Source organism: Enterococcus sp. AZ088 (assembly GCF_051714845.1).
Lineage (GTDB): Bacteria > Bacillota > Bacilli > Lactobacillales > Enterococcaceae > Enterococcus > Enterococcus faecalis.
In genome coordinates this window covers 2,281,575-2,307,260 of the sequence record NZ_JBIOSQ010000001.1, presented here as the reverse complement: position 1 = coordinate 2,307,260, position 25,686 = coordinate 2,281,575, and the positions used below count along the sequence as shown (strand labels likewise).

Sequence of the window (25,686 nt, the reverse complement as noted above, 5' to 3'; positions counted from 1 at the left end):
ATGAAATTAACAATTACAGAAATTCAAGAAATTTTACCACATCGCTATCCCTTTTTATTATTAGATAGTGTTGAAGAAGTCATTCCTGGGGAACGCGTTGTAGCGAAAAAGAATGTAACGGTTAATGAGCAAGTTTTTCAAGGTCATTTTCCTGGGAATCCTGTTTTGCCAGGAGTTTTAATTATTGAATCGTTGGCTCAAGCAGGCGCCGTGGCATTACTTTCAATGCCTGAATTCAAAGGGAAAACGGCATACTTTGGTGGATTAGATAAAGCAAAATTTAGACAAAAGGTAACACCAGGCGACACATTAATTTTAGAGGTTGAACTTTTAAAAGTCCGCGCTTCTGCTGGAATGGGTAAAGGTGTGGCAAAAGTTAATGGAAAAAAAGTTGCCGAGGCTGAATTAACCTTTATGATTGGATAGGTGAAAAATGTTTTCGAAAGTATTAATCGCAAACCGCGGAGAAATCGCTGTTCGTATTATTCGTGCCTGTCGCGAATTAGGCGTTCAAACAGTTGCTGTTTACTCTGAAGCGGATCAAGAAGCGTTACACACACAGTTAGCAGATGAAGCCATTTGTATTGGACCGGCGAAAGCAACTGATTCTTATTTAAATGTTCAAGCTGTTTTAAGTGCAGCGATTGTTACCAATGCTGAAGCGATTCATCCAGGGTTTGGTTTCTTATCTGAAAATAGTCAATTTGCTTCAATGTGCGAAGAATGTAACATTACTTTTATCGGTCCTAAAGCAGAAACGATTGATGCAATGGGCAATAAAATAAATGCACGTCAACTGATGCAGAAAGCCAAGGTACCTGTTATTCCTGGGAGTGATGGCGTCATTGATTCTGTCGAAGAAGCGTTGACGATTGCTGAAGAAATTGGTTACCCAGTGATGTTAAAGGCAGCTGCTGGTGGTGGCGGAAAAGGAATCCGAAAAGTTCTTTCAAAAGAAGAGTTACCGAAACACTTTACTTCAGCGCAGCAAGAAGCCAAAGCCGCATTTGGTAATGATGATATGTATTTAGAAAAAATTATTTATCCAGCACGTCATATCGAAGTGCAAATTTTAGGTGATCAATATGGGCATGTGATTCACTTAGGGGAACGTGATTGCTCACTACAAAGAAATAATCAAAAAGTGTTAGAAGAATCACCATCGATTGCTATTTCTGAAGAAAAGCGTCAGATGTTAGGCGAAACGGCCGTTCGAGCGGCACAAGCTGTGCATTATGAAAATGCCGGAACCATTGAATTTTTGATGGATCCAGCTGGCGACTTTTATTTCATGGAAATGAATACCCGCATCCAAGTCGAACATCCAGTTACGGAAATGGTAACAGGGATTGATTTAGTCAAAGCACAATTAGAAATTGCTTCAGGTGAACCTTTAGGCTATACTCAAGAGGATGTTACCATGACTGGGCATGCGATTGAGTGCCGAATTAACGCTGAAAATCCTGCCTTTAATTTTGCTCCTTCACCAGGTAAAATTCAAAATCTCTTGTTGCCTAGTGGTGGAATGGGCTTGCGTGTAGACAGCGCTATGTATTCAGGGTATTCAATTCCGCCTTATTATGATTCAATGATTGCGAAAGTCATCGTACATGGTGAAAATCGTTTTGATGCCTTGATGAAAATGCAAAGGGCTTTAAATGAAATTGTAACAGAAGGTATTATTACGAATGCCGAATTCCAATTAGATTTAATTACACATGACAATGTTTTGACAGGTGACTATGACACAAGCTTTTTACAAGAAACATTTCTACCAAATTGGGAGCCAGAAAGCAATCATTAAAGAAAGAACGCCGCAAGAGCTCTCTTGCTTGGAAAGATCAGTGATCTTTTGAAAGGAGCTGAGCTCTTGCCGCTAAAATACGAGGAGTAAGCAAATGGCATTATTTAAAAAGAAAAATTACATTCGCATTAATCCAAATCGTGCTGATGCAAATGATGCATCAAAGAAGCCTTCTGTTCCAGATAATATGTGGGCAAAATGCCCTTCTTGTAAGCGAACACTGTATACAAAAGAAATGGGTGCAGAAAAAATCTGTCCGCATTGTGGCTATAGTTTTCGGATTGGTGCATGGGAACGATTAGCGATAACCGTTGATGAAAAGAGTTTCCACAATTGGGACAGTGAATTAGTAACAAAAGATCCACTAAATTTTCCTGGTTATCTTGAAAAAATTGAAAAAATGCAAGAAAAAACTGGGCTAGATGAAGCTGTCTTAACGGGAGAAGCAACAATTGAAGGACAAGCTGTTGCAATTGGAATCATGGACGCTAATTTTATCATGGGCAGTATGGGAACGATTGTTGGTGAAAAAATCACACGCTTGTTTGAGCGGGCGACAGAAAAGCATTTACCAGTGGTGATTTTCACTGCATCTGGTGGTGCCCGTATGCAAGAAGGAATTTTTTCATTGATGCAAATGGCGAAAATTTCGGCCGCTTTGCAACGGCATAACAAAGCAGGCTTGCTGTATCTTACGGTATTGACTGATCCAACGACTGGCGGTGTTACCGCAAGTTTTGCGATGGATGGCGATATTATTTTGGCAGAGCCTCAGAGTTTAATCGGTTTTGCTGGCCGCCGTGTAATTGAACAAACGATTCGTCAAGAGTTGCCAGATGATTTTCAAAAGGCCGAGTTTCTTTTAGAACATGGTTTTGTAGATCAGATTGTGCCAAGAAATCTTTTGCGTCAACGATTGAGCGACTTGTTACGTTTACATTCTTTGGAAGGGTGGCGCTAACATGGAAAAGAAAACAGCCAATGATGTTGTTACCTTGGCAAGAGCCCAAGATCGTTTGACAACTTTAGAATATATAGAAGCAATTTTTGAGGACTTTTTAGAATTTCATGGGGATCGTTACTTTGCCGATGATTTAGCTGTAGTCGGTGGTGTTGCTACTTTGCAAGGGAAACCAGTTACAGTGGTAGGTATCCAAAAAGGTCGAAATCTACCAGAAAATATTGAACGTAATTTTGGTTCACCTAATCCTGAAGGGTATCGCAAAGCGTTACGTTTAATGAAACAAGCAGAAAAATTTAATCGCCCAGTCATTACCTTTGTGAACACTGCTGGTGCCTATTGTGGGATTGGTGCCGAAGAGCGGGGAGAAGGGGAAGCCATTGCGCAAAACCTGTTAGAGATGTCTGATTTGAAAGTGCCAATCATTTCAGTCATCATTGGTGAGGGCGGTAGTGGCGGTGCTTTAGCTTTAGCAGTCGCAGATGAAGTTTGGATGTTGGAACACACGATTTATGCGGTTCTTTCGCCAGAAGGTTTCGCCTCTATTTTGTGGAAAGATGGCAGTCGTGCGAAAGAAGCAGCAGAATTGATGAAAATCACAGCGACAGAGCTGAAGGAATTAGCTATTGTAGATAAAGTAATTCCAGAAGTTATGAACGGTCAGCCTCTGGAACAAGCAAAAATTAATCGCATGTTACAAAAAGCGTTCATTTCAAAATTAACTGAATTAGCTAAATTAGATACGGAAACATTACTAGAAAAAAGATACCAACGTTTTCGCAAATATTAGAAGTTACTACTCATCAACGAACTTTTCAGGGGTTGATGGGTGGCTTTTTTTATTTTTTCTTTTATTTTACTTGTTCTTTTACAAGGAACGACCGTCCTTTATAGAAATTTTCAGCAAAATGCAGTATAATACAATAGGTAGAGACTGAAGCATAATTGTTTAGTTATGTTTCAGTCTCTTAAAATCGAAGAAACTACATAGTGTCAGTGAGAGGAGTCACGATGTTTTCAAAATATAAACCGACATGGATGATTGATGCGATTTATAAAATTACCCCCGCACAATTAAAAAAACTGGGGATTAAGGCAGTACTAACTGACTTAGATAATACGTTAATTGCTTGGAATAATCCCGATGGAACAGAAGAATTAAAAACTTGGTTATTAGAGATGAAAAATGCAGGAATTACCGTCCTTGTTGTTTCAAACAACAAAGACAGCCGGATTAAACGCGTTGTTGAAAAGTTTGACTTAGATTATGTAGCACGTGCCTTGAAACCAACCGCACGTGGCTTCAAATTAGCAGAAAAAAAATTAGGCTTGAAGCCATCTGAAATGTTAATGGTCGGCGATCAGATTATGACAGATATTCGGGGAGCTAACGCAGCGGGTATACGCAATGTTTTAGTTCAACCGATTGTCGATACAGATGGCTGGAATACTAGAATCAATCGGTTCTTTGAACGGAAAATTATGAAATACTTATCAAAAAAACATCCAGAAATGACATGGAGAGGCGGATTAGAATGACAGAGGCAATTCATTGTATTGGCTGTGGTGCGATTATCCAAACGGAAAATCCTCATGAATTAGGCTATACACCAAAAACAGCTTTCGAAAAAGGAATGGAAACAGGGGAAGTTTATTGCCAACGTTGTTTTCGCTTAAGACATTATAATGACATTCAAGATGTCCAATTAACAGATGATGACTTTTTACGTTTATTGAATGGTTTAGGAACAGAAGATGCACTGATTGTGAACGTAGTGGATATTTTTGACTTTAATGGCTCTCTTATTCCAGGACTACATCGTTTTATCGGAGATAATCCTGTGTTGTTAGTTGGCAATAAAGTGGATATTTTGCCTAAATCATTAAAAAAACCTAAAATGGTTCAATGGATGAGAGAACGGGCCCATGAAGCAGGATTACGCCCTGTTGATGTTTTACTAACAAGTGGCAAGAAACCACAAGAAATGCAAGAGTTATTAGATACAATCGAAAAATATCGTGAAGGCCGAGACGTTTATGTCGTAGGTGTGACCAATGTTGGAAAATCAACATTAATCAATCAAATCATTCAACAAACAGTGGGTGTTCAAGATGTGATTACGACATCACAATTTCCTGGAACAACGCTAGATAAAATTGAAATTCCATTAGACGATGGCCACTTCTTAATCGATACGCCGGGAATTATTCACCGTCATCAAATGGCACATTACCTAGGTAAAAAAGACTTGAAAATTATTGCACCGCAAAAAGAAATCAAACCAAAAGTTTACCAATTAAATGCTGAACAAACCTTGTTTTTAGGTGGCTTGGCTCGCTTTGATTATGTCCAAGGTGCTAAAAGTTCCTTCATTGCCTACGTTTCCAATGACTTAAATTTACACCGAACAAAAACAGCAACCGCCGATGCTTTTTATGAAAAACATGTTGGTGGCTTATTGCAGCCCCCACGTGCCGATGAAGTCGCTGAGTTTCCTGAATTAGTGCGCTTTGAATTTTCCGTGAAAGAAAAAACGGATATTGTGTTTGCTGGTCTAGGTTGGATTACTGTCACAGAACCTGGTGTAGTCGCTGGTTGGGCGCCTAAAGGTGTCGATGTTTTACGTAGAAAAGCATTAATTTAAATTTTAGAGAGAAGGCAAACAATTTGAAACTTAGAGGAAAACAAAAACGTTATTTACGTAGTCAGGCACACCATTTACAACCTATTTTTCAAGTAGGCAAAGGTGGTTTGAATGACGCAATGATTACACAAATTGATGAAGCGTTGGAAAAACGTGAATTGATTAAAATTACGTTATTACAAAATACAGATGAAGTAGCAGAAGAGGTTGCAGAGGAACTAACAGCAGCCATTCATTGCGATGTGGTACAAATTATTGGTCGCGTGTTGGTCTTATTCAAGCCATCAAGTAAAGAAAAATATCAAAAAATTTCAGCAGCAGTCAAAGAGATTTAATATTGGAGGGATGAACAATGGGAGAAAAAAGACAAGCGCGTCAAGGAGCGGACGTTCTCTTGCAAGAGGAACCGTTACGTTTTCAAACAAGAAAGCAAGTCGGCTTGTTAGGTGGTAATTTTAATCCCGTTCATTTAGCACATCTTGTCATGGCCGATCAAGTTCAAAATCAACTAGGTTTGGACAAAGTTTACTTAATGCCTACGTACTTACCACCACATGTAGACGAAAAGAAAACAATTAGCAGCGAACATCGGTTAGCAATGTTAGAACTAGCGGTGTCTGATAATCCCTGCTTAGATATTGAGCCAATTGAATTAATTCGCAAAGGCAAAAGTTACACGTATGATACGATGAAAGCTTTAAAAGAAGCCAATCCAGATACTGATTATTATTTTATAATTGGTGGAGATATGGTGGAATACTTGCCCAAATGGCATCGGATTGATGACTTACTCCATTTAGTTCAATTTGTCGGCATTCGGCGTCCTAATTATCCAACGGAATCTACCTATCCAATTATTTGGGTCGATGTTCCGCAGATGGCGATTAGTTCCACTTTGATTAGACAAAAAGTCAAAAGTGGTTGCTCAACACGCTATCTTCTTCCAGAGAATGTGATAAACTATATTCAAGAGAAGGGACTGTATCAAGATGAGCTGGATAACAAATTATGATGCTGCACAACGTGAATTATTAATGCAAAAAGTTCAAATGCAAATGAGTGAACGTCGCTTTCGCCATGTGTTAGGAGTCGAGGAAACAGCTGTGGCCTTGGCAGCGAAATATGGTGCCGATGAAGCCAAAGCAAGTATTGCTGCTTTGACGCATGATTACGCCAAAGAACGTCCAAACGATGAATTCGAGTTGATTATTCGCCGAGATGGTTTTGATTTGGCTTTATTAAACTATGGCAATGAAATTTGGCATGGCTTAGTTGGGGCGGATATTGTTCAACGGGAATTAGCCATTGATGACGAAGAAATCTTGCAGGCAATTCGTGTGCATACAACTGGGGCTGCTAAGATGAGCTTGCTAGATAAAATTATTTATGTCGCAGATTACATTGAACCAGGACGTGATTTTCCAGGTGTGAAAGAAGCCCGTGAAATTGCCCTTGTTGACTTAGATGCAGCGGTTGCTTATGAAACGAAACATACCTTGTTACATTTGATTGAACAAGAACATAAAATTTATCCAAAAACGTTAGAGACCTACAATCAATGGGTCGTTAATCAAAAATAAAAGAAGAAAGAATTACTAGGAGGGAACTATCATAGATAGCCAGAAAATTTTAGAAATTGCTGTCAAAGCAGCAGATTCAAAACGAGCAGAAGAAATTGTCGCATTAGACGTAAGAGAGATTTCATTATTAGCAGATTATTTTTTAATTTGCCAAGCCAATAGTGAACGTCAAATCAATGCGATTGTTGATGAAATTAACGAACAAGAAGCCAAAAATCAAGTAGAAGTCAAGCGTGTGGAAGGTAAAGAAGGCGGAAAATGGATTTTAATCGATTTAGGCGATGTTATTGTCCATGTATTCCAATCTTCAGAACGTGCCTTTTACAACTTAGAAAAATTATGGTCAGATGCCCCAATGGTTGATCTAAGCGCTTGGGTCGACTAAAATGGCCTATGAAACGTTTGCTTTCGTCTATGACGAAGTGATGGACGAAAGCCTATACCAAAAATGGTTGGATTTTTCCAATCGTCATCTCCCACAAGGAACCCAACAAATTCTTGAAATGGCTTGTGGTACAGGCGCTTTAGCAGTTGATTTTGCGAAAAGTGGTTATGATGTGACGGCCTTAGACTTATCAGAAGAAATGTTGATGATTGCTAGTGAACGAGCCTTTGAAGAAGAAGTGCCAGTTCAATTTGTTCAGGGAAATATGCTAGATTTATCTGAAGTGGGACAATACCAAGCCATCACTTGTTTTTCTGATTCACTGTGCTATATGGCTAATCGCCAAGAAGTACAACAAGTGTTCGATGAAGTTTATCAAGCGTTAGAAGAGGAAGGAACGTTCATTTTTGATGTTCATTCTACTTACAAAATTGATTCAGTTTTTCCAGAATATAGCTATCATTATCAAACAGAAGAATTTGCTTTTCTATGGGATAGTTACGCTGGTGAAAAAGAACACAGCATCGAACATTTCTTAACATTTTTTGTGAAAGAACAGGAAACAGATGAGCACTTTGTTCGGTATGATGAATTGCATCAAGAACGAACCTATTCGTTAGATAACTATTTACGAATGTTAGAAAGTGCTGGTTTCATGAACGTCAAAGTTTATGCAGACTTTACAGATGAAGCACCAACTGAAACAAGTGAACGCTGGTTCTTTGTTTGTCAAAGAGATTAATAAGATTTGGCTTATGAGCTTGGGACAGCGCTTAAAAACGTTTGTCTCTTTGCTGATAAGTCCATTTTTTTATAACGGAGGTGGCTAGAGTGAAAGCCTGTGGCATTATCGTGGAATATAATCCCTTTCATAATGGACATCGCTATCATGCCCAACAAGCTCGCCAACAAAGCGGAGCTGAAGTAGTAATTGCTATAATGAGTGGGAATTTTTTACAAAGAGGAGAACCAGCCTTACTAGATAAGTGGGCCAGAGCAGAAGAAGCTTTGCAAAATGGTGTGGATTTAGTCATTGAATTGCCGACAGCTTGGTCGGTACAGTCTGCGGATTACTTTGCCAAAGGCGGTATAAAGTTATTGCAGGCGTTGCAATGTGAGAGCTTATGTTTTGGAACAGATAGTACAAGCGCAATTGATTATGCGGCTTTCGGCCAGTTTGTCCAAGAAAATCAATCCTTAATTGATCAAACGTTCCACGCATTGACAGACAAACAATTGAGTTATCCACAAAAAATGACTACTGTTTTTCGTCAAGTATATCCTGAAAGCAGGTTCGATTTTTCTTCGCCTAATCATATTTTGGGGATGAGTTATGCAAAGGAAAATGCCACGTATCCAACCCCGATGACGCTCTACCCAATTGCTAGAAAACAAGCGGGCTTTCATGATGCAACGATTTCTGGGAAAGTTGCTAGCGCCACGGCGATTAGGCAAAGTGTTTTTCAACAAGAAATAACGCAAGTGCTGCCAACGGTTCCTTCTATAACCGCACAACATTTACAAACACAGACAATGATTTCATGGGAAAACTATTGGCCCTTCCTAAAGTATAAAATTGTTCAATCCTCGTTAGAAGAGTTACAAGCCATTTACCAAATGACGGAAGGACTTGAATATCGACTAAAAGATCAAATCCAAGCAGCAGGTTCTTTTCACGAATTAATGGAACGTATGAAAACGAAGCGTTATACTTGGACAAGGTTGCAACGATTAGCAACCTATATATTGTTAAATATGACCAAAGAAGAAGTTGAAACTGTTTGGCAAAACAGTTATCTCCATGTGCTAGGATTTACGCCAAAGGGACAAGCTTATCTAAAAGAAACCAAAGCACAGATTCAATTGCCGGTAATTTCCAAAGTATCTAAAGAAAACCGCGCAATGCTTTCGTTAGATATTCGCGCCAATCAACTATACCAGATGGGAGATTCTTCTTTAAAAGAACAAAATTTTGGTCGGTTTCCCTTACGATTTTCGCCAGATACCTAAAAAATACTTAACAAAAATCAGTTTCCCCAGTATAATAAACAAGGGATAAGATACTAACAACAAATCAGAGAAAGCGAAGTGAGAATATGGGCCGTAAATGGGCAAATATTAAAGAGAAAAAAGCTGCCAAAGACGCAAACAATAGCCGTGTTTATGCAAAATTCGGGATTGAAATTTACGTAGCAGCGAAGTCAGGAGACCCTGATCCTCATGCAAACCAAAAATTACGGTTTGTAATCGAACGCGCCAAAACATACAATGTACCAAAACATATTATTGATCGCGCTATTGAAAAAGCAAAAGGTTCAGCAGATGAACAATATTCTGAATTACGCTATGAAGGATTTGGGCCAAATGGTTCAATGGTCATTGTTGATGCTTTAACGAACAACGTGAACCGAACAGCAGCAGATGTGCGGGCCGCATTTGGTAAAAACGGCGGAAACATGGGTGTCAGCGGTGCTGTTTCCTATATGTTTGATAATACAGGTATCATTGGCTTTGCTGGTGACGATGCGGATGAAATTTTAGAATACTTAATGGAAAAAGACATTGATGTTCGCGATGTTGTTGAAGAAGACGGTCAAATTATCGTTTACACAGAACCAGAAGATTTCCACCATGCACAAGAAGCGTTAAAAGAAAAAGGCATTGAAGAATTCACGGTTACTGAGTTAGAAATGGTTCCACAAAACGAAGTAACATTAGAAGGCGACGATTTAGCGAACTTTGAAAAAATGTTAGACGTTTTAGAAGATTTAGAAGATGTTCAAAAAGTCCATCATAATGTAGATTTACCTGAATAATCCATTTGTTCGTTTATTTGAAGATTTAGAAAGTGAGCCATCGGTCATTTTGACTGATGGCTCACTTTTTTTCATATAATACATAGAAAAAAGAAAGTTGATTGATAGGTCCATGTGACACAAAGCATTCAATGACAGGTTCAACTTTTGTCTGTTCCATAAATATTTGTCTAAACAGTTGAATTAATAGTACAATAGTCTAGTAAGATAGATCATTGAACGGGGTGAATAGGCGTGAAAAAGGGAATGTTCGCGTTTTTTGTCGGGCTAGCGGTTTTATCATTAACTGCTTGTCGGGAACCAAAAGAAAAGAAAGTAACCGCTTCAACGGAGGCATCCTCTAAAGTTGAAGAGACGAATGAAAAAACGAGTGAAACAATTGATAAGACAAACGAACAAGCGAGTAGCAGTATCGAGTTTAACGAATCAGTGAAAAGTGAAGAGTCTGCAGCTGATGAAAACAACAGTCAGCTAACCACAGCTGATTTAGATACTACAGCGATTAATGCTGGCGATTTTACTACTTTAGTTGGAACATGGAAAAATGGTAAAGGAGAGAGTTTGATCATTCATCCTGATGGTAGTACAAATACCGGAGGAATGATTACGAAGGATTCACCTACTGATGAGTCGCGACCAATTACAAGCTTAAGTATTAGGTGGGGGCCTACTGGTGCTGCGTTATTATTATATAAAATTGGTGTTGAAAATCCTAACGGCGACCAATCGGATAAGACGAAACCACGATTGTTAATTACTCAAGATAGTGGAAATTATCCTGCGGAAGAGTATTACTATCGTTCTTCTGAAGAGGAAAATCAAGACCAAAATGAAGAGGCAAAAATCATCGATACACAAGAAAAAGCAGAGACATATATTAGAAAGACACTGACTGATGCAGAAAATAATGATACGAACCTTGGATTTTTGGGTATGAATGGAAATGACTTCTTTTTTAGAGCCCAATCGAAACAGATGGTTGCAAATGGAGGGACAGGAACTGTCGGTTTTTACAGAGTATCACCACAAGGAGCAGTCAGAATAACGGATGCACGAGGCAACTAAAGATAGTCTCGTGGCAATCTATTTAATTCCTATAAAAGTAGCAAAATAAGAATGAAATGATCACAAAATCTTCACATTTAGTTTGTAAGATATAAGCATATCAACAAACAACCTTAACAACACAAAACACTTTTTCATTTTTAACTCCTTTCCCGTCCTTACCCAAAGGGCGGGTCTTTTTTTGTGTAAAACGATTCACTCAAGATACCAAAAAGCCAGCTTGTAGTAAGCTGGCTTTTAACTCTTTACATGTTGGCGCTTGTAGACACGAGATAATAATTAAGGTGTTGGAACAGTTGGTGAATAGTTCGTTTTTCGACCATAAAGTTCTTGTGTCGCCGCCGAGATATACGCAGATGAATCTTTTCCTGGGAGGTTATACATTAGATAGATACCATATTGCTCCGCTTTTGTACGTTTAGCATATTGCGCAGCTAGATTTTGATTGACACCAACTTCAACGGCAGAAGCACCTAAACGAGAAGCAGGCATCCCCGCAATTTGTGGCGGATTCCAGGTACTATAATAAGGGTTCCAAGCATAATCAATTAAAGAACTCATTTGAGGATTAGCAGAAGAGTTCGCAGCCGCTGGTCCAATATTATAAAAAGTAATTAATTTATCATTGCCTAAGCGATTTCTTAAGGCTTGAAGTAACCAAATGAACGAAGAATTATTTGGTTGAGGCGTTCCATTTTTTCCGTATTCAGCATACTCATCATCAAAATCAATACCATCTAAATGATACGTATTAACGACTTGTTCTAATTGAGCTGCAAAGGCATCCGCACTTTCGTAAGTTGGGAAGTTAGCAAAGCCAGCGCCTTCATGGTTGCCTAAAATAGACAATAGGACTTTAGTGCCGCGTGCTTGAACTGGACGAATTTGTGTTTCAGCTTCGTTTAAAGTTTGTTGGACCCGTTCATTTAGATATAAGTAAGGTTTTTTATTGACCGTATCATAATTAATATTGGCTGCAAAAATAATCCCCATATCAAAAGCAGGTTGATTGGTTCCAGCTAAAGTATATTTTCCCACATTGTTAAAATCGTGGTTGTTTACTTCTACATACATGACTGTTTTAGGTGTAACAGTTGATGCTGCTTGTACTTCAAATGCAGGTAGTGCAAACAGTAAACCACCGACTAAAAGTATCAAACTTAAAAAAGTTGAAATAATCCCTGTTTTCTTGTTAAAAAAATGAGTGCTCAATTGATGCCCCATAACTTTCTCCTCCTATAAAATAAATATTATTTGTAAGCGCTAACAAAGATATGTTATCATTTTTATAATTTAAACACAAGAAGAAGAGAACAAAAGTGAGCAAATCCACAGAATATAAAAGCGTCCTTCGCAAAATGGTCTTGCGAAGGACGCTCTTTTACCAATCAAAGAGTAAGGCATAGCCTAAAGAAAGCAGCTCTCGACCAAAATTTTTGATATCTTTTGGAAAAGAAGAAGCCGCAGTGATGCCTGAAACATTTGAGATGCCTGCTCGCTTGGCTAAAAGTTGCGAGCGGTACATGTGAAAGTCACTAGTAACAATCACTAGCCGTTTAAAAGAAAGGAGTTTTTGTGAATTGACAATATTTTCTTTGGTGCGTGTGGCACGATTTTCTAAGAGAATCTGTTTTTCTGGAACACCCTTATTTAGCAAGTATTGTTTCATAACCGCGGCTTCCGTAGCCGGCTCATCTGCTCCTTGCCCTCCGCTAACAATAACGGGTGTCTCGGGGTGTTGTTTAATATAGGGGATAGCCACATCTAACCGAGCTTGCAAAACACGGCTGGGCAGTGCGGTTTCTTTAGACGTCCCTAAAACACGGGCCCCTAAAATTAAAATAGCATCTGGTTTATCGGTGGGTTGCGTATTTTTGCCAGTAAAAATAAGTAGACCTAAAATCAAAAGGATACAAAAGCCAAAACTGACAATGGATAAACTTGTTATTTTTAACCAATGCATGAAACATCCCTCCTTGTAATGTTAGTGTATACGAAGTACCATAGAAAAAGCGATAGAAAACAAAAGACTTATAAAAAAATCTATGTTTTAATAGAAACTTTTGAAGAGAGGGAGCGAGTGAATGCGTACAGAAGAAGAAATGTTTCAACTTATTATGGATGTAGCAAAACAAGAAGAACACATTCGAGCCGTGGGAATGGTGGGTTCTCGTACGAATGTGAAAGCGCCAAAAGATAGTTTTCAAGATTTCGACATTGTTTATATTGTAGAACCATGTGCTGAGTTTTTTGAAACAGCAACGTGGATAGCAAAATTTGGACAACCATTAATTATGCAACGTCCCAAGGAAATGACCTTATTTCCCACAGAACCGAAGACGCGGGAAACATTTTTAATGTTATTTGAAGATGGTCAACGCATCGATTTAACGTTGTGTCCTCTCGCAGAAAAAGATAATTGGCATGAAAGAGATTCTTTAGCAATTATCTTGTTAGACAAAGATGAAAATTTGCCGCCTTTACCTGTAGCATCTGATAAAAATTATACAGTAACAGTTCCGAATCAGCAGCAGTTTAACGATTGTTGCAATGAATTTTGGTGGGTTAGTACGTATGTAGTTAAGGGGCTTTGTCGGAATGAACTATTTTACGCTGTCACACATCTCTATGAATATTGTCAGCAGGAACTGTTGCGCTTGCTTTCTTGGCAAGCGGCTTGGCAGGAACCGGAGCCAATTTCTGTTGGGAAACAATTTAAGTATCTGAGAAATTATGTCACTCCTGACACGATGGATCAATTAGCATCGTTGCTAGATTTTTCTAGTAAAGAAGCTTGTTGGAACAGCTTAATAAAGACACAAGCCTTTTTTGACGTCGTCGCTCAGGATTTTGCTAAAATGGCCCAGTTTACGTATCATTTACAAGAAGCAAAAAAAGTCATAGAGTATACAAATTCTTTAAGATTAAAGGATTTACAAGGAAAATAAGCTGAAAACAACGTAAAAATAGTGTATAATTGAAAAAATTAATCTGCGAGAGAAAGGGAACTTTTTTTGATTGTAGATTACCGCAGTTGTTTGTTGCCTAGTCTCTAAGAAATAAACCTAAAATTATTGATATAAAGGATGAACAAATGAAAAAAGAAGAAATGCAAATGCGTAATACACGTCGTCAAAAATCAGGAAAAAATAATAAAAAGAAAGTAATTATTACTTCTTTGGTTGGACTAGCTCTGGTTGCTGGGGGCAGCTATGTTTATTTTCAAAGTCACTTTTTACCAACCACAAAAGTAAATGGAGTTTCTGTAGGCTGGTTAAATGTAAATGCAGCGGAAGAAAAATTAGCGCAAGTTAATCAAACCGAAGAAGTTGTGGTTCAAACGGGGACAAAAGAAGAAAAAATTCAACTTCCTAAAAAATACCAATTGGATCAAAAATTTTTAAAAGACCATTTACACAGTAGCAAGGTGAAGCTACCGTTAAACGAGGCATTCAAAAAAGAACTAGAAGCCAAATTAGCAACTTTGAGTTTTCCAGAGGGGAAACCAAGCAAAAATGCGAGTATCCGTCGAGGCAATGGCACTTTTGAAATTGTTCCCGAAGAACAAGGCACAGTAGTGGACACACAGCGCTTAAATCAGCAGATTATTGCGGATGTTGAAGCGGGAAAAGGCAACTATCAATACAATGCCAAAGATTTTTATAAAGCCCCTGAAATTACAAAAGAGGATCAAACGTTAAAGGCGACATTGACAACGCTCAATAACAAGTTAAATAAAACAATTACAGTTGATATTAATGGTGAAAAAGTAGCCTTTGATAAAACACAAATTCAAAACGTGCTGAATGATGATGGCACAATCAACAAAGAAAAACTAACTACTTGGGTGACACAATTAGAAACAACATATGGTTCTGCTAATCAACCAGTTTTATTTACAGATGTTCACGGTACGACACGTCGTTTTAAAAACAATGGAAGTTATGGCTGGTCGATTGATGGGGCCAAAACGCAAGAACTACTAGTAAACGCGCTGAATAGCCAAGAACAAACGAATGCAATCACTGCTCCGTTGGTTGGTGATACCAAAGAAAATAGTAAAATTGCCAATAATTACATTGAAATTGATTTAAAAGATCAAAAAATGTATTGTTTCATTGATGGCAAAAAAATAGTCACCACAGATGTCATTACTGGCAGATATAACAAAGGAACCGCAACAGTACCAGGATTCCATACAATTTTATATCGGACAACCGATGTGAATTTAGAAGGTCAAATGCTCGATGGTTCTCGATACAGTGTGCCAGTAAAATATTGGATGCCGTTATTAAGTCAAGGGGGCGTTGTCACACAAATTGGGATTCATGACTCCGACCATAAATTGGATAAGTATGGCGATAAAGAAGCCTTTAAAACCGATGCTGGTAGTAATGGCTGTATCAATACGCCAGGAACAGAAGTTTCAAAAATCTTTGACGTATCCTATGACGGAATGCCGGTAATTATTTACGGACATATCTATGATGATGCACCAGGTGAATTTGATAAACCTGTAGATTACGGCGAAGAAGTATAAATGATTATTTACAGCACCAAAAGGGCAAATGAGCAGTCTTTTTGGTGCTGTTTTAGTTGAATAGATAATTTATAAATGGACAAGCAAGGAGCAAAACCATGGCAGAAAGAATTTTATTAGTAGATGATGAACAAGAAATAGCTGATTTGCTGGAAGTATATTTAACGAGTGACGGTTATGAAGTAGAAAAATTTTATCGAGGGAAACCTGCTCTGGAATCAATGGCAAATAATCAGTTCGATTTAGCGGTACTTGATGTAATGTTACCAGATATTGATGGCTTTCAAATGGTTAAAAAAGCACGGGAAAAATATTTTTTCCCTATTATTCTTTTAACCGCTAAAATTGAGGACATTGATAAAATTACTGGGCTAACTTTAGGCGCTGATGATTATATTACAAAGCCATTTAATCCATTGGAAGTAGTCGCACGTATTAAAACACAACTAAGACGTTTTCGTAAATATAATTCACAGGCGAGTCTACAACAAGAAACAGAAGGAACAGAAATAGATATTCATGGTTTGGTGATAAATAAAATACATCATACAAGTAAACTATACGGGGAGGATATATTTTTAACGCCATTAGAATTTTCAATTCTTTGGTATTTAGCAGAACGTCAGGGAGAAGTAGTCCCAGCAGAGATATTGTTTGAAGAAATCTGGGGTGAAAAATATTTGGAAAACAATGGAAATACCGTGATGGCACATATTGGCCGTTTAAGGGAAAAATTAAAAGAACCACCAAGGAAGCCAAAGTTTATTAAAACTGTTTGGGGAGTGGGGTATAAAATTGACTGAAAAGAAAAAAACAGGAAAACAGCAATTTAAAGAACGAATGATTAAACAACTACTAACAAAGTTTTTGTTTTTTAGTTTGGGAATATTGGCGTTATCAGCAGTCTTGTATTTTTTTAGTAATTTTTTGTTTGGATTACGTAGATGGGGCATGGAAGATCCACTCTACCTTTTAGCCAAAGGAATTGAGGAGAACTACGTTTATTTAATTAGCTTAGTAATTCTAGGTGGTTCAGTAATCATTCTTTTTCGGATATGGTTGCAAAGCATCAATCAATTAACAGAAGTATTGGAGGCAACAGGGAAACTCTATCAGAATTCCGAAGAACCGATAGCCTTGTCAGCAAATTTAATGGAGTTTGACAAAGAGTTGAATCAAATCCGTCAAGAAGTTAACTTACGCCAGCAACAAGCGAAGGAAGCTGAGCAAAGAAAGAATGATTTGATTGTTTATTTAGCACATGATTTAAAAACGCCTTTAACATCAGTCATTGGTTATTTAACACTTCTTCATGATGAACTGGAAATTTCGACGCAATTACGAGAAAAATATTTAGCTATTTCATTAGAAAAAGCAGAGCATTTAGAAGAGTTGATTAATGAATTTTTTGAAATAGCTCGATTTAATCTCTCGAATATTGAATTAGAACCGACGAGTGTTCGCTTGGATCGTATGTTAAATCAAGTAAGTTATGAATTTTTACCTATGTTGAAACAAAAACAGTTAACTATTGAAACAGATTTTACTGAGGCTTTGTCTATTCATCTTGATGTCGATAAAATGCAAAGAGTTTTTGATAACTTAGTTCAAAATGCCATTAACTACAGCTATGCAGGAACAACCATCTCTCTTTCCACTAAAGTTGATAATGAAAATCAACGAGTAAATATTTATTTTACAAATCATGGCCCTACTGTTCCACCAGAAAAATTAGCCCGAATTTTTGAACAATTTTTCCGATTAGATACTGCCCGTCAAACAAACCGAGGAGGCGCAGGACTAGGTTTAGCGGTTGCTAAAAAAATTGTGGAGCTGCATGGCGGGGTGCTTTCAGCTGAAAGCGAAAATGAAAAAACTACCTTTATGATTTCTTTATCGATTTTGTAAGAAAATCGTTAGAAATTCTTGCGAAAAAAAAGAAGGCTCCTTTTTACTAGCTTGCTATACTAATTTTGTTAAGTAAGTAAAGAGGAGAGAAATAAAAATGAAATTTAAAGTTACAATTGGTGTCGCTATTTTAGGGCTTTTTATTGTGGGCATGGCTGTTAAACAAGTTGCTGAGAAAAAAATAGTTTCAATAGGAAATGAGCAAGCCCTCAGTTTAGAGGAAGAGGAAAAAATGAGTTCTCCTGAAGAAGGCGATCAATCATGGAAATTATTATTAGTAAATCAAACGCATCAGATTCCTGAAGATTATCAAATCCAATTAAAAAAATTACCTAACAAACAGGCAGTGGATAAACGAATTTATCCAGCTTTGAACAGGATGTTTAAAGATGCCAAAAGACAAGGCTTCTATCTTGAAGTCACTTCTAGTTATCGAACAAATGAAGAGCAAAAAGAAATTATGGCAGAAAAAGTACAGGCTTTTCAAGATCAAGGATTCAGCGAACAAGAAGCGATTGAAACAGCTGAAAGTTGGGTAGCAGTGCCGAGAACTAGTGAACATGAAGTAGGTTTAGCAGTGGATATAAATGCGCAAAGTAAGCGATCTACTGACGAAGAAGTCTACGCTTGGTTGGCAAAGAACGCCTATAAATATGGATTTATTCTTCGTTATCCTTCAGACAAAGTGGAAATTACGGGTGTTAGTTATGAACCTTGGCATTATCGATATGTGGGTAAAAAAGCAGCACTAGAGATTCAAAAAGCGAGTCTAACGTTAGAAGAATACTTAGCAGAAAATAATAATTAATTGTTTATCAATAAAGCTATCTTAGCTTTTACTGAACATAGGCTATTTTTTATTGACAAGCGTCATAACCCGCTCTATGATACAAACAGAACAAGCAATTTAAATTGGGGGAACGAAGATGCCATTTGTACATGTAGAATTAATTGAAGGCCGCACAGAAGAACAGTTAACTAATATGGTCAAAGATATTACAGAAGCTGTGTCAAAAAATGCTGGTGCACCAAAAGAGAATATCCATGTGATTGTCAATGAATTGAAAAAAGACCGCTATGCACAAGGCGGCGAATGGAAAAAATAAGTTTTCAGAGAATTTCTGTTGAATCACTTGCTTTTTCTGAAAATAAGTGGTTAAATAAGTGCATAAATGATTGATGAGAAAGACAACTGAACTTGCCCGCGATCTATTAGAGAGGAAAATCTTGGCTGAAAATTTTCCAGATTGGCACAAGGGATGACCACTTTCGAAACCTTTGTTGAAACAAAGGCGGTCGCACCGTTAACACGCTAGAGGAACACAGATTATTTGTGTTCAAAATTAGGTGGAACCACGATATTTTCGTCCTAGTATTCGTTAGAATACTAGGACTTTTTGTTTTTTAACAAGGGGAACAGGTGGCTGTTTCGTTTCATTGTGAAAAACAGGAACACAATGAAACGCTTCAAATCAAAAAAATTAAAAGGAGAGAATTTTATTATGTCTATTCACATTACTTTTCCAGATGGCGCTGTCAAACCGTTTGATTCTGGGGTTACAACATTTGATGTTGCTAAAAGTATTAGCAACAGTTTAGCCAAAAAAGCTTTAGCTGGTAAATTCAATGGTGTTTTAATCGATTTAGATCGTCCTATCGTAGAAGATGGTTCGCTTGAAATCGTGACGCCTGATCATGAAGATGCTTTAGGAATTTTACGTCATTCGTCAGCTCATTTAATGGCTAATGCCTTACGTCGTCTTTTCCCTAACATTAAATTTGGCGTAGGTCCTGCGATTGATTCTGGGTTCTACTATGATACAGATAATGGGGAATCCCCTGTGACAGCGGAAGATTTACCTGCAATTGAAGCCGAAATGATGAAAATTGTGAAGGAAAATAACCCAATCGTTCGTAAAGAAATCTCACGTGCAGAAGCGTTAGAATTATTTGCTGATGATCCTTACAAAGTTGAATTAATTACAGATTTACCAGAAGATGAAATCATCACTGTCTATGATCAAGGCGATTTTGTTGATTTATGTCGTGGTGTTCACGTCCCTTCAACAGGACGGATTCAAGTCTTTAAATTACTTTCAGTAGCTGGTGCTTATTGGCGCGGAAACTCTGACAATCATATGATGCAACGGATTTACGGCACTGCCTTTTTCGATAAAAAAGATTTAAAAGAATTTATCAAAATGCGCGAGGAAGCCAAAGAACGTGACCACCGTAAATTAGGAAAAGAATTAGATTTATTTATGGTTTCACAAGAAGTTGGTTCAGGGTTACCTTTCTGGTTACCAAAAGGCGCAACCATTCGTCGTACAATTGAACGTTATATTGTGGACAAAGAAATTAGCTTAGGTTACCAACATGTGTATACACCAATTATGGCAGATGTGGAATTATACAAAACATCTGGTCACTGGGATCATTACCATGAAGATATGTTCCCACCAATGGATATGGGCGATGGCGAAATGCTGGTATTACGTCCAATGAACTGTCCACACCATATGATGGTTTATAAAAATGACATTCATAGTTACCGCGAATTACCAATTCGAATCGCTGAATTAGGGATGATGCACCGCTATGAAAAATCTGGCGCATTATCAGGGTTACAACGTGTTCGTGAAATGACTTTAAACGATGGACATACTTTTGTTCGTCCTGACCAAATTAAAGACGAATTTAAACGTACTTTGGAGTTAATGGTGGCAGTCTATGCTGACTTTAACATTACGGATTATCGTTTCCGCTTAAGCTATCGTGATCCAAATAATACAGACAAATATTTTGATGATGATGCGATGTGGGAAAAAGCGCAAGCGATGTTAAAAGCTGCCATGGATGAATTAGAATTAGATTACTTTGAAGCAGAAGGCGAAGCTGCCTTTTACGGTCCGAAGTTAGATGTTCAAGTAAAAACAGCTTTAGGAATGGAAGAAACATTATCAACCATCCAATTAGACTTCTTATTACCAGAACGTTTTGACTTAACTTATGTTGGCGAAGATGGTGAAAATACACATCGCCCAGTTGTTATCCACCGTGGTATTGTCTCAACAATGGAACGATTTGTGGCTTACTTAACAGAAGTTTACAAAGGCGCTTTCCCTACTTGGTTAGCACCAATTCAAGCAACTATTATCCCAGTTTCTGTAGAAGCGCATTCTGAGTATGCTTATGAAATCAAAGAACGTTTACAAGCACAAGGATTACGTGTTGAAGTCGATGATCGTAACGAAAAAATGGGCTACAAAATTCGGGCCTCTCAAACACAAAAAGTACCTTATCAATTAGTGGTCGGGGACAAAGAAATGGAAGATGCAACGGTGAACGTCCGTCGTTATGGAAGCAAAGAAACGTCTGTCGAAGATTTATCAATTTTCATTGACAGCATGGCTGCTGAAGTTCACAATTACAGCCGTTAAAAAAAGGGAAAAAGTCAAAAGGACTTCTGAATTCAGAAGTCCTTTTGACTTTTTTCAAAAACAAAATAATTAAATATTTCCTTAGAGCTGGGAATAATCCTGATTTTTTGACTATTTTTTGTTACAATGAGAATGCGAAACTTTTTAGTGAAGGGACTAGAGGTATGAAGAAAAACTCATTTATAGATAAAATAAAAAAAACAGATGCCGCAGCAAAGAGTCAACGAGGTAGAAAGCCACATATTCCTTTTCGATTGAACTTATTATTTTTTGTGATATTCACTTTATTTGTTTCATTAATTGTTCGTTTAGGGTATTTACAGATTGTAGAAGGAGAAGAGTTTAACAAAAAAATCACTGCCAATTCTTCACTACAAATCACGACACCATCCCCTCGAGGACAAATTTATGATTCACAAGGAAAAGTCTTGGTTTCTAACAAAGCTAATTTAGCAATCACATACACACGAGGAAAAAATATTGAAGGAAAAGATATTTTACCGATTGCGAATAAAGTCAACGAACTTATTAACGTTCCAGTTGATCCAAACTTAACGGACCGTGATAAAAAAGATTATTGGTTAGCGAATCCTGAAAATTTAAAAGCAGCCCAAGCCCGTTTAACCGATCAAGATAAAGAAGATGAAAAAGGCAACAAAATTACGGACGAAGGCACATTATATGCCAAAGCCGTTGAAAAAGTCACCCCTGAAGAAATTGCGTTTGATGACCGAACCTTACAAGCAGTGACGATTTTTAAACGAATGAATGCCGCGTCACAAATGAACACGGTCTTCATCAAGAATGAAGGGGTAACAGAAGGTGAAATTGCGACAATTGGTGAACACACAGCGGAAATATCTGGTGTTTCAACAGGGACTGATTGGACGCGTGATTATTCTCAAAGTGGCGCATTACGTAGCCTGTTGGGCACCGTTTCAACTGAAAAACAAGGATTGCCAGCCGAAGAAGTCGATGAATATTTGAAAAAAGGCTATGCACGAAATGACCGTGTTGGAACTAGCTATTTAGAAAAACAATATGAAGACGTTCTACAAGGTAAAAAAGCAAAATCAGAAGTCGTTTTAGACAATAACGGAAAGATTGTTTCACAAACCCCAATTTCCAAAGGGGAAAAAGGTTCCAACTTAAAATTAACGATTGATTCAAATTTCCAAAACAAAGTTGATGAAATTTTACAACGAAACTATTCACAAATAGTCAAAACCATTGGACCATACTCAGAAAATGCATATGTCGTTGCTATGAACCCTCAAACAGGTGCTATTTTAGCGATGTCCGGATTTCATCATGATTTAGCAACTGGGGAAGTCACACCTAATCCTTTAGCACCTATTTTGAATTCTGAAGTTCCTGGATCAGTTGTGAAAGCAGGTACTTTAACAGCTGGTTATGAAACAGGCGTCATTAAAGGCAATGACGTTTTAACAGATGAAGCTATTTTACTAGCAGGTAGTAATCCAAAAGCTTCTTGGTGGAATGCTTCTGGCGGAACAACCATGCAATTAACTGCGGAGCAAGCGTTAGAATATTCTTCGAATGCCTATATGATGAAATTAGTCTTTAAAATGATGGGTGTGAATTATTATCCCAATATGATTTTCCCTTATGAAGTAGGAGATGACACTGTCTTTAAAGAATTAAGAAAAGCTTTTGCAGAATATGGTATGGGAACGAAAACTGGAATTGATATACCAGGAGAAACAACAGGAATTCAAAACAAGGACTTTAAGGATTCGTCTTCTGCGCCACAAGGCGGTAATCTTCTTGACCTATCTTTTGGACAATATGATACCTATAGCGCGTTACAATTAGCACAGTACGTTTCCACTGTCGCAAATAATGGTATCCGCGTGCAACCCCATGTGGTAGAAGGAATCTATGGCAATGATGAAAATGGAGCTTTAGGAAAAATTTTAAAAGAAATTGAACCAAAAGTTTTGAATAAGGTGAATATTTCTGAAGACCAGATAGGAATTCTTCAACAAGGTTTCTATAATGTAGTAAATGGAACTAGTCCTTTTACAACTGCACGTGGTTTAAAATCAGACAAGTTTTCGATTGCTGCTAAAACAGGGACCGCCGAAACGCAAGCAACAGATGCTAATGGAGTAAACCATACAACGGTTAATAGTAACTTGGTGGCTTATGCGCCGTACGAAAATCCTGAAATTGCAATTAGCGTTGTTTTACCACACTTAAATGATGAATCTTCCAAACCAAATCAAACGATTGCCAAAGAAGTTTTAGAAGCGTATATGGAAATGTACAAAAAATAAAATTTGTAAAGTAGAACTACTTTACAAATTTGCCCAAAAGGGTAGTCAAATGACAAAAAAAATGGTATGATATTCAAGTCTAAGAAATCTCTTGGAAAGATCAATTATTAGTAGGAGGGGAAAACATGCGCGTAAACATTACTTTAGAGTGTACTTCTTGTAAAGAACGTAACTACTTAACAAATAAAAATAAACGTAACAATCCTGATCGTTTAGAAAAACAAAAATATTGCCCACGTGAAAGAAAAGTTACTTTACACCGTGAAACTAAATAATTTAGTTAGACAGAGCCTAGAATCCTTGTTGTGTAAGGGTCTAGGCTTTTTATCTATTGATTCATTACATGTTCATTTGTAGATGGAATGTAGAGGGAGGATTACCCAAGTTTGGCTGAAGGGGACGGTCTCGAAAACCGTTAGGCGAGTAACATCGTGCAAGGGTTCGAATCCCTTATCCTCCGTACCGAGAAGCAGTTGAGTTATTAGTTGCAAATAAAACGACAGAGACGTACACTTAAAGTAGAAAAATACTTAAGAAGAGGTGTCTATTATGTCAAACTATGAAGAAAAAGAAGCGCAAGCATTAGCAAAAATTGCCGACGTTTTGAACAAATTGGATGCAAGTTTAGAAGAGTTGAGCTCGCTAGATGAGGATACAAAAAAACATAGTATGAAGAAATGGATTGTTGAAAAAAAAGCCATTCATGAGATTAAAAAAATTGCACACGAAGCTGGTAAGTATGACAAGTATGATGAAAAAGAATTAGAAAAAGAAATGGATCTGTTGGAAAAGTTTATGTAAAAAAGCGCTAGCTTTTGTTCAACAGTTATTTAATTTTGAGCCTAGAATTAATCGTTTTGATTTTTTCTAGGCTTATTTTTTATGAAGTAAGCAAATCGTATCGGGAAAGGTATTGGAATAAGAAATAAAGCATGTATTGATTCAGAAAAAAAGTTGTAGTAAAATGTTCGTCACAACTACTTTTCTTATGATTTCATAGAAGGAAAAGTTGGAATAATGAATTGAGAAGAGTCGATTTTTAGGAGATGATTTTAGGTGACTTTTTATCAATTATTGCAGTTAGATCCATTTATTTTAAAACAAAAAATTCATCAAGCGGACACTAAAAAACAGCGGAGATATTTTTGGCGCGCCTTGTTAATAAGGGATATCTTATTAGTTTCGTTTGCGATTTTATGGGTGTCGACGATTACTTTTTTCTTTGGAAAAGCTGTAGCGCCTTTTTCAATTGTATTATTTTGTTTGCTGTTGAGTATCCGTTTCGTCTCATATGGCTACAGGGAAAAACAGGCCTTGCTTAGTTTAGGAATCGTGTTAACAATTCTAGGTGTTAGTCCACTAATTTCACTGATTTCTGTATCATTTTTACAATGGGGTCTTCATTTTATCTGCTTGCTGGCATTGTTTTTCTTAACTGGTAAAAACCCTAAAATGGGTAATCCTGGCTTGTATACGTTCTCCTACTTATATTTAGTTGGCACGGTTCACTATCAATCGTTTCAGCAATTAGAACAAACTTTCTTTGTATTAGTGTTTGCTTATCTACTTTTAGCTTTTGTTTATCATGTGAAACATAAAAAGTTGGATCAGGAGATTACTTTTATACAGATGGTTAAAGAAAATGGTTTTTTTAATCAAAGAAATATTTGGTTTGGTTATTACGCTTTAGGCATTAGCTTATTACTTTTTATAGGAACGCACCTTCAGATTGACCGCTTTATGTGGGCAACATTTGCTAGTTCGTCATTATTTTCTGGGTATGATACGTTTAAATTGTCTGAACGAGCCAAAGAACGAATAATAGGGGTCGTTATTGGTTCTCTAGTATCGGCTATCTTGTTATTTTATATACCAACGAACCTACTTGGTATTTTAGGAGGACTTTGTTTAGGCTTATGCACATCTTATAAAAGTAAAACGATTTTTAATTGTGTTGGTGCTATCATGGCAGCTTCTATGATATTTGGGTTAGAAACAAGTCTTTACTTAAGAATTTTGTTAAATATGTTGGGGCTAGCTTACGGTTTGCTTTATCATTTTGTCTTTGTAAAAACTATGTCCTATTGCAATCGCAAAGAGTGGCTGAAATTGTCTGAATAAAAGGAGCCTAACATTCTTTCTTGAAAGAATGTTAGGCTCCTTAGACATTTTTGTTTATATTCCATATTATCAAACTATATGCATGCTGTTAATCAATGCCCAACTGCTATATCAAATGTCG

27 protein-coding genes and 1 tRNA gene are annotated in these 25,686 nt (G+C 37.3%); 26 read left to right on the top strand and 2 right to left on the bottom strand.

All coding sequences use genetic code 11. The features are described 5' to 3' along the window. The 14 genes from fabZ (at window position 1) to IGL17_RS11055 (ending at window position 11,256) form a co-directional block, all read left to right on the top strand. Window positions 1-426, top strand: coding sequence for a 3-hydroxyacyl-ACP dehydratase FabZ (fabZ, locus tag IGL17_RS11120; RefSeq protein WP_002356286.1), 426 nt, complete (start codon window positions 1-3; stop codon window positions 424-426). Between the two features lie 7 nt (window positions 427-433). Then, window positions 434-1,804 (top strand): acetyl-CoA carboxylase biotin carboxylase subunit, encoded by a 1,371-nt coding sequence (locus IGL17_RS11115; protein ID WP_002367303.1) that lies wholly within the window; start codon window positions 434-436, stop codon window positions 1,802-1,804. 94 nt (window positions 1,805-1,898) lie between these two features. Continuing rightward, window positions 1,899-2,765 carry an acetyl-CoA carboxylase, carboxyltransferase subunit beta gene (gene accD / locus IGL17_RS11110; RefSeq protein ID WP_002356293.1) on the top strand — a complete coding sequence of 289 codons (867 nt, stop codon included), beginning with the start codon at window positions 1,899-1,901 and terminating at the stop codon, window positions 2,763-2,765. Window position 2,766: 1 nt separating this feature from the next. Next, window positions 2,767-3,555 carry an acetyl-CoA carboxylase carboxyl transferase subunit alpha gene (locus tag IGL17_RS11105; RefSeq protein ID WP_002362363.1) on the top strand — a complete coding sequence of 263 codons (789 nt, stop codon included), beginning with the start codon at window positions 2,767-2,769 and terminating at the stop codon, window positions 3,553-3,555. 221 nt (window positions 3,556-3,776) lie between these two features. After that, a complete protein-coding gene (locus IGL17_RS11100; RefSeq protein ID WP_002356296.1) occupies window positions 3,777-4,304 on the top strand; it encodes a YqeG family HAD IIIA-type phosphatase in 528 nt (175 codons plus the stop codon). Further along, window positions 4,301-5,410 carry a ribosome biogenesis GTPase YqeH gene (yqeH, locus tag IGL17_RS11095; protein ID WP_002381381.1) on the top strand — a complete coding sequence of 370 codons (1,110 nt, stop codon included), beginning with the start codon at window positions 4,301-4,303 and terminating at the stop codon, window positions 5,408-5,410. Before IGL17_RS11100 ends, yqeH begins: the two co-directional genes overlap by 4 nt. Window positions 5,411-5,433: 23 nt before the next feature. Further along, a complete protein-coding gene (gene yhbY / locus IGL17_RS11090) occupies window positions 5,434-5,745 on the top strand; it encodes a ribosome assembly RNA-binding protein YhbY (RefSeq protein WP_002356298.1) in 312 nt (103 codons plus the stop codon). Window positions 5,746-5,762: 17 nt separating this feature from the next. Further along, window positions 5,763-6,422 (top strand): nicotinate-nucleotide adenylyltransferase, encoded by a 660-nt coding sequence (locus IGL17_RS11085; protein WP_002379799.1) that lies wholly within the window; start codon window positions 5,763-5,765, stop codon window positions 6,420-6,422. Further along, window positions 6,400-6,990 (top strand): bis(5'-nucleosyl)-tetraphosphatase (symmetrical) YqeK, encoded by a 591-nt coding sequence (gene yqeK / locus IGL17_RS11080; RefSeq protein ID WP_002356300.1) that lies wholly within the window; start codon window positions 6,400-6,402, stop codon window positions 6,988-6,990. Before IGL17_RS11085 ends, yqeK begins: the two co-directional genes overlap by 23 nt. A gap of 46 nt (window positions 6,991-7,036) precedes the next feature. Continuing rightward, on the top strand, window positions 7,037-7,375 hold the full coding sequence (gene rsfS / locus IGL17_RS11075) for a ribosome silencing factor (RefSeq protein ID WP_033072556.1): 339 nt from the start codon (window positions 7,037-7,039) through the stop codon (window positions 7,373-7,375). 1 nt (window position 7,376) lies between these two features. After that, a complete protein-coding gene (locus IGL17_RS11070; RefSeq protein ID WP_002356302.1) occupies window positions 7,377-8,117 on the top strand; it encodes a class I SAM-dependent DNA methyltransferase in 741 nt (246 codons plus the stop codon). Between the two features lie 80 nt (window positions 8,118-8,197). Continuing rightward, window positions 8,198-9,385 carry a nucleotidyltransferase gene (locus IGL17_RS11065; RefSeq protein ID WP_002373904.1) on the top strand — a complete coding sequence of 396 codons (1,188 nt, stop codon included), beginning with the start codon at window positions 8,198-8,200 and terminating at the stop codon, window positions 9,383-9,385. A gap of 86 nt (window positions 9,386-9,471) precedes the next feature. Beyond that, window positions 9,472-10,191: a YebC/PmpR family DNA-binding transcriptional regulator gene (locus IGL17_RS11060; RefSeq protein WP_002356305.1), complete on the top strand. Its 720-nt coding sequence runs from the start codon at window positions 9,472-9,474 to the stop codon at window positions 10,189-10,191. Window positions 10,192-10,425: 234 nt separating this feature from the next. After that, window positions 10,426-11,256, top strand: coding sequence for a DUF6287 domain-containing protein (locus IGL17_RS11055; RefSeq protein WP_016618030.1), 831 nt, complete (start codon window positions 10,426-10,428; stop codon window positions 11,254-11,256). A 279-nt stretch (window positions 11,257-11,535) separates the two neighbouring features. Here IGL17_RS11055 and IGL17_RS11050 read toward each other — a convergent pair whose 3' ends face one another. After that, window positions 11,536-12,480, bottom strand: coding sequence for an endo-beta-N-acetylglucosaminidase (locus IGL17_RS11050; protein ID WP_002382461.1), 945 nt, complete (start codon window positions 12,478-12,480; stop codon window positions 11,536-11,538). A 157-nt stretch (window positions 12,481-12,637) separates the two neighbouring features. Next, the gene (locus tag IGL17_RS11045; protein WP_002359392.1) at window positions 12,638-13,219 is read right to left on the bottom strand and encodes a YdcF family protein; all 582 of its coding nucleotides are present in this window, start codon (window positions 13,217-13,219) and stop codon (window positions 12,638-12,640) included. 121 nt (window positions 13,220-13,340) lie between these two features. Here IGL17_RS11045 and IGL17_RS11040 point away from each other — a divergent pair, with 121 nt between their 5' ends. The 12 genes from IGL17_RS11040 (at window position 13,341) to IGL17_RS10985 (ending at window position 25,565) form a co-directional block, all read left to right on the top strand. Further along, window positions 13,341-14,204 carry an aminoglycoside 6-adenylyltransferase gene (locus IGL17_RS11040; protein ID WP_016618029.1) on the top strand — a complete coding sequence of 288 codons (864 nt, stop codon included), beginning with the start codon at window positions 13,341-13,343 and terminating at the stop codon, window positions 14,202-14,204. 146 nt (window positions 14,205-14,350) lie between these two features. Then, window positions 14,351-15,796: a L,D-transpeptidase family protein gene (locus tag IGL17_RS11035; protein WP_002370561.1), complete on the top strand. Its 1,446-nt coding sequence runs from the start codon at window positions 14,351-14,353 to the stop codon at window positions 15,794-15,796. Window positions 15,797-15,894: 98 nt separating this feature from the next. Then, window positions 15,895-16,599 (top strand): VanR-ABDEGLN family response regulator transcription factor, encoded by a 705-nt coding sequence (vanR, locus tag IGL17_RS11030; RefSeq protein ID WP_002356311.1) that lies wholly within the window; start codon window positions 15,895-15,897, stop codon window positions 16,597-16,599. Continuing rightward, the gene (locus tag IGL17_RS11025) at window positions 16,592-17,704 is read left to right on the top strand and encodes a sensor histidine kinase (protein WP_002365141.1); all 1,113 of its coding nucleotides are present in this window, start codon (window positions 16,592-16,594) and stop codon (window positions 17,702-17,704) included. The genes vanR and IGL17_RS11025 overlap by 8 nt, the downstream gene beginning before the upstream one ends. A 97-nt stretch (window positions 17,705-17,801) precedes the next feature. Beyond that, complete coding sequence (locus IGL17_RS11020; protein WP_002356314.1) at window positions 17,802-18,512, top strand: M15 family metallopeptidase; 711 nt, start codon at window positions 17,802-17,804, stop codon at window positions 18,510-18,512. 118 nt (window positions 18,513-18,630) lie between these two features. Continuing rightward, on the top strand, window positions 18,631-18,810 hold the full coding sequence (locus IGL17_RS11015) for a 2-hydroxymuconate tautomerase (protein WP_002356318.1): 180 nt from the start codon (window positions 18,631-18,633) through the stop codon (window positions 18,808-18,810). Window positions 18,811-19,206: 396 nt separating this feature from the next. Then, window positions 19,207-21,144, top strand: a complete 1,938-nt coding sequence (gene thrS, locus IGL17_RS11010) for a threonine--tRNA ligase (RefSeq protein WP_002359397.1) — start codon at window positions 19,207-19,209, stop codon at window positions 21,142-21,144. Between the two features lie 164 nt (window positions 21,145-21,308). Next, on the top strand, window positions 21,309-23,444 hold the full coding sequence (locus IGL17_RS11005) for a peptidoglycan D,D-transpeptidase FtsI family protein (protein ID WP_002359399.1): 2,136 nt from the start codon (window positions 21,309-21,311) through the stop codon (window positions 23,442-23,444). A 125-nt stretch (window positions 23,445-23,569) separates the two neighbouring features. After that, window positions 23,570-23,719 (top strand): 50S ribosomal protein L33, encoded by a 150-nt coding sequence (gene rpmG, locus IGL17_RS11000; protein WP_002356321.1) that lies wholly within the window; start codon window positions 23,570-23,572, stop codon window positions 23,717-23,719. A gap of 95 nt (window positions 23,720-23,814) precedes the next feature. Further along, window positions 23,815-23,904: transfer RNA gene (locus IGL17_RS10995), tRNA-Ser, on the top strand. An 89-nt stretch (window positions 23,905-23,993) separates the two neighbouring features. Further along, window positions 23,994-24,245, top strand: coding sequence for a hypothetical protein (locus tag IGL17_RS10990; protein WP_002403006.1), 252 nt, complete (start codon window positions 23,994-23,996; stop codon window positions 24,243-24,245). Between the two features lie 255 nt (window positions 24,246-24,500). Next, window positions 24,501-25,565: an FUSC family protein gene (locus tag IGL17_RS10985; RefSeq protein WP_016618027.1), complete on the top strand. Its 1,065-nt coding sequence runs from the start codon at window positions 24,501-24,503 to the stop codon at window positions 25,563-25,565. Window positions 25,566-25,686: the final 121 nt, after the last annotated feature.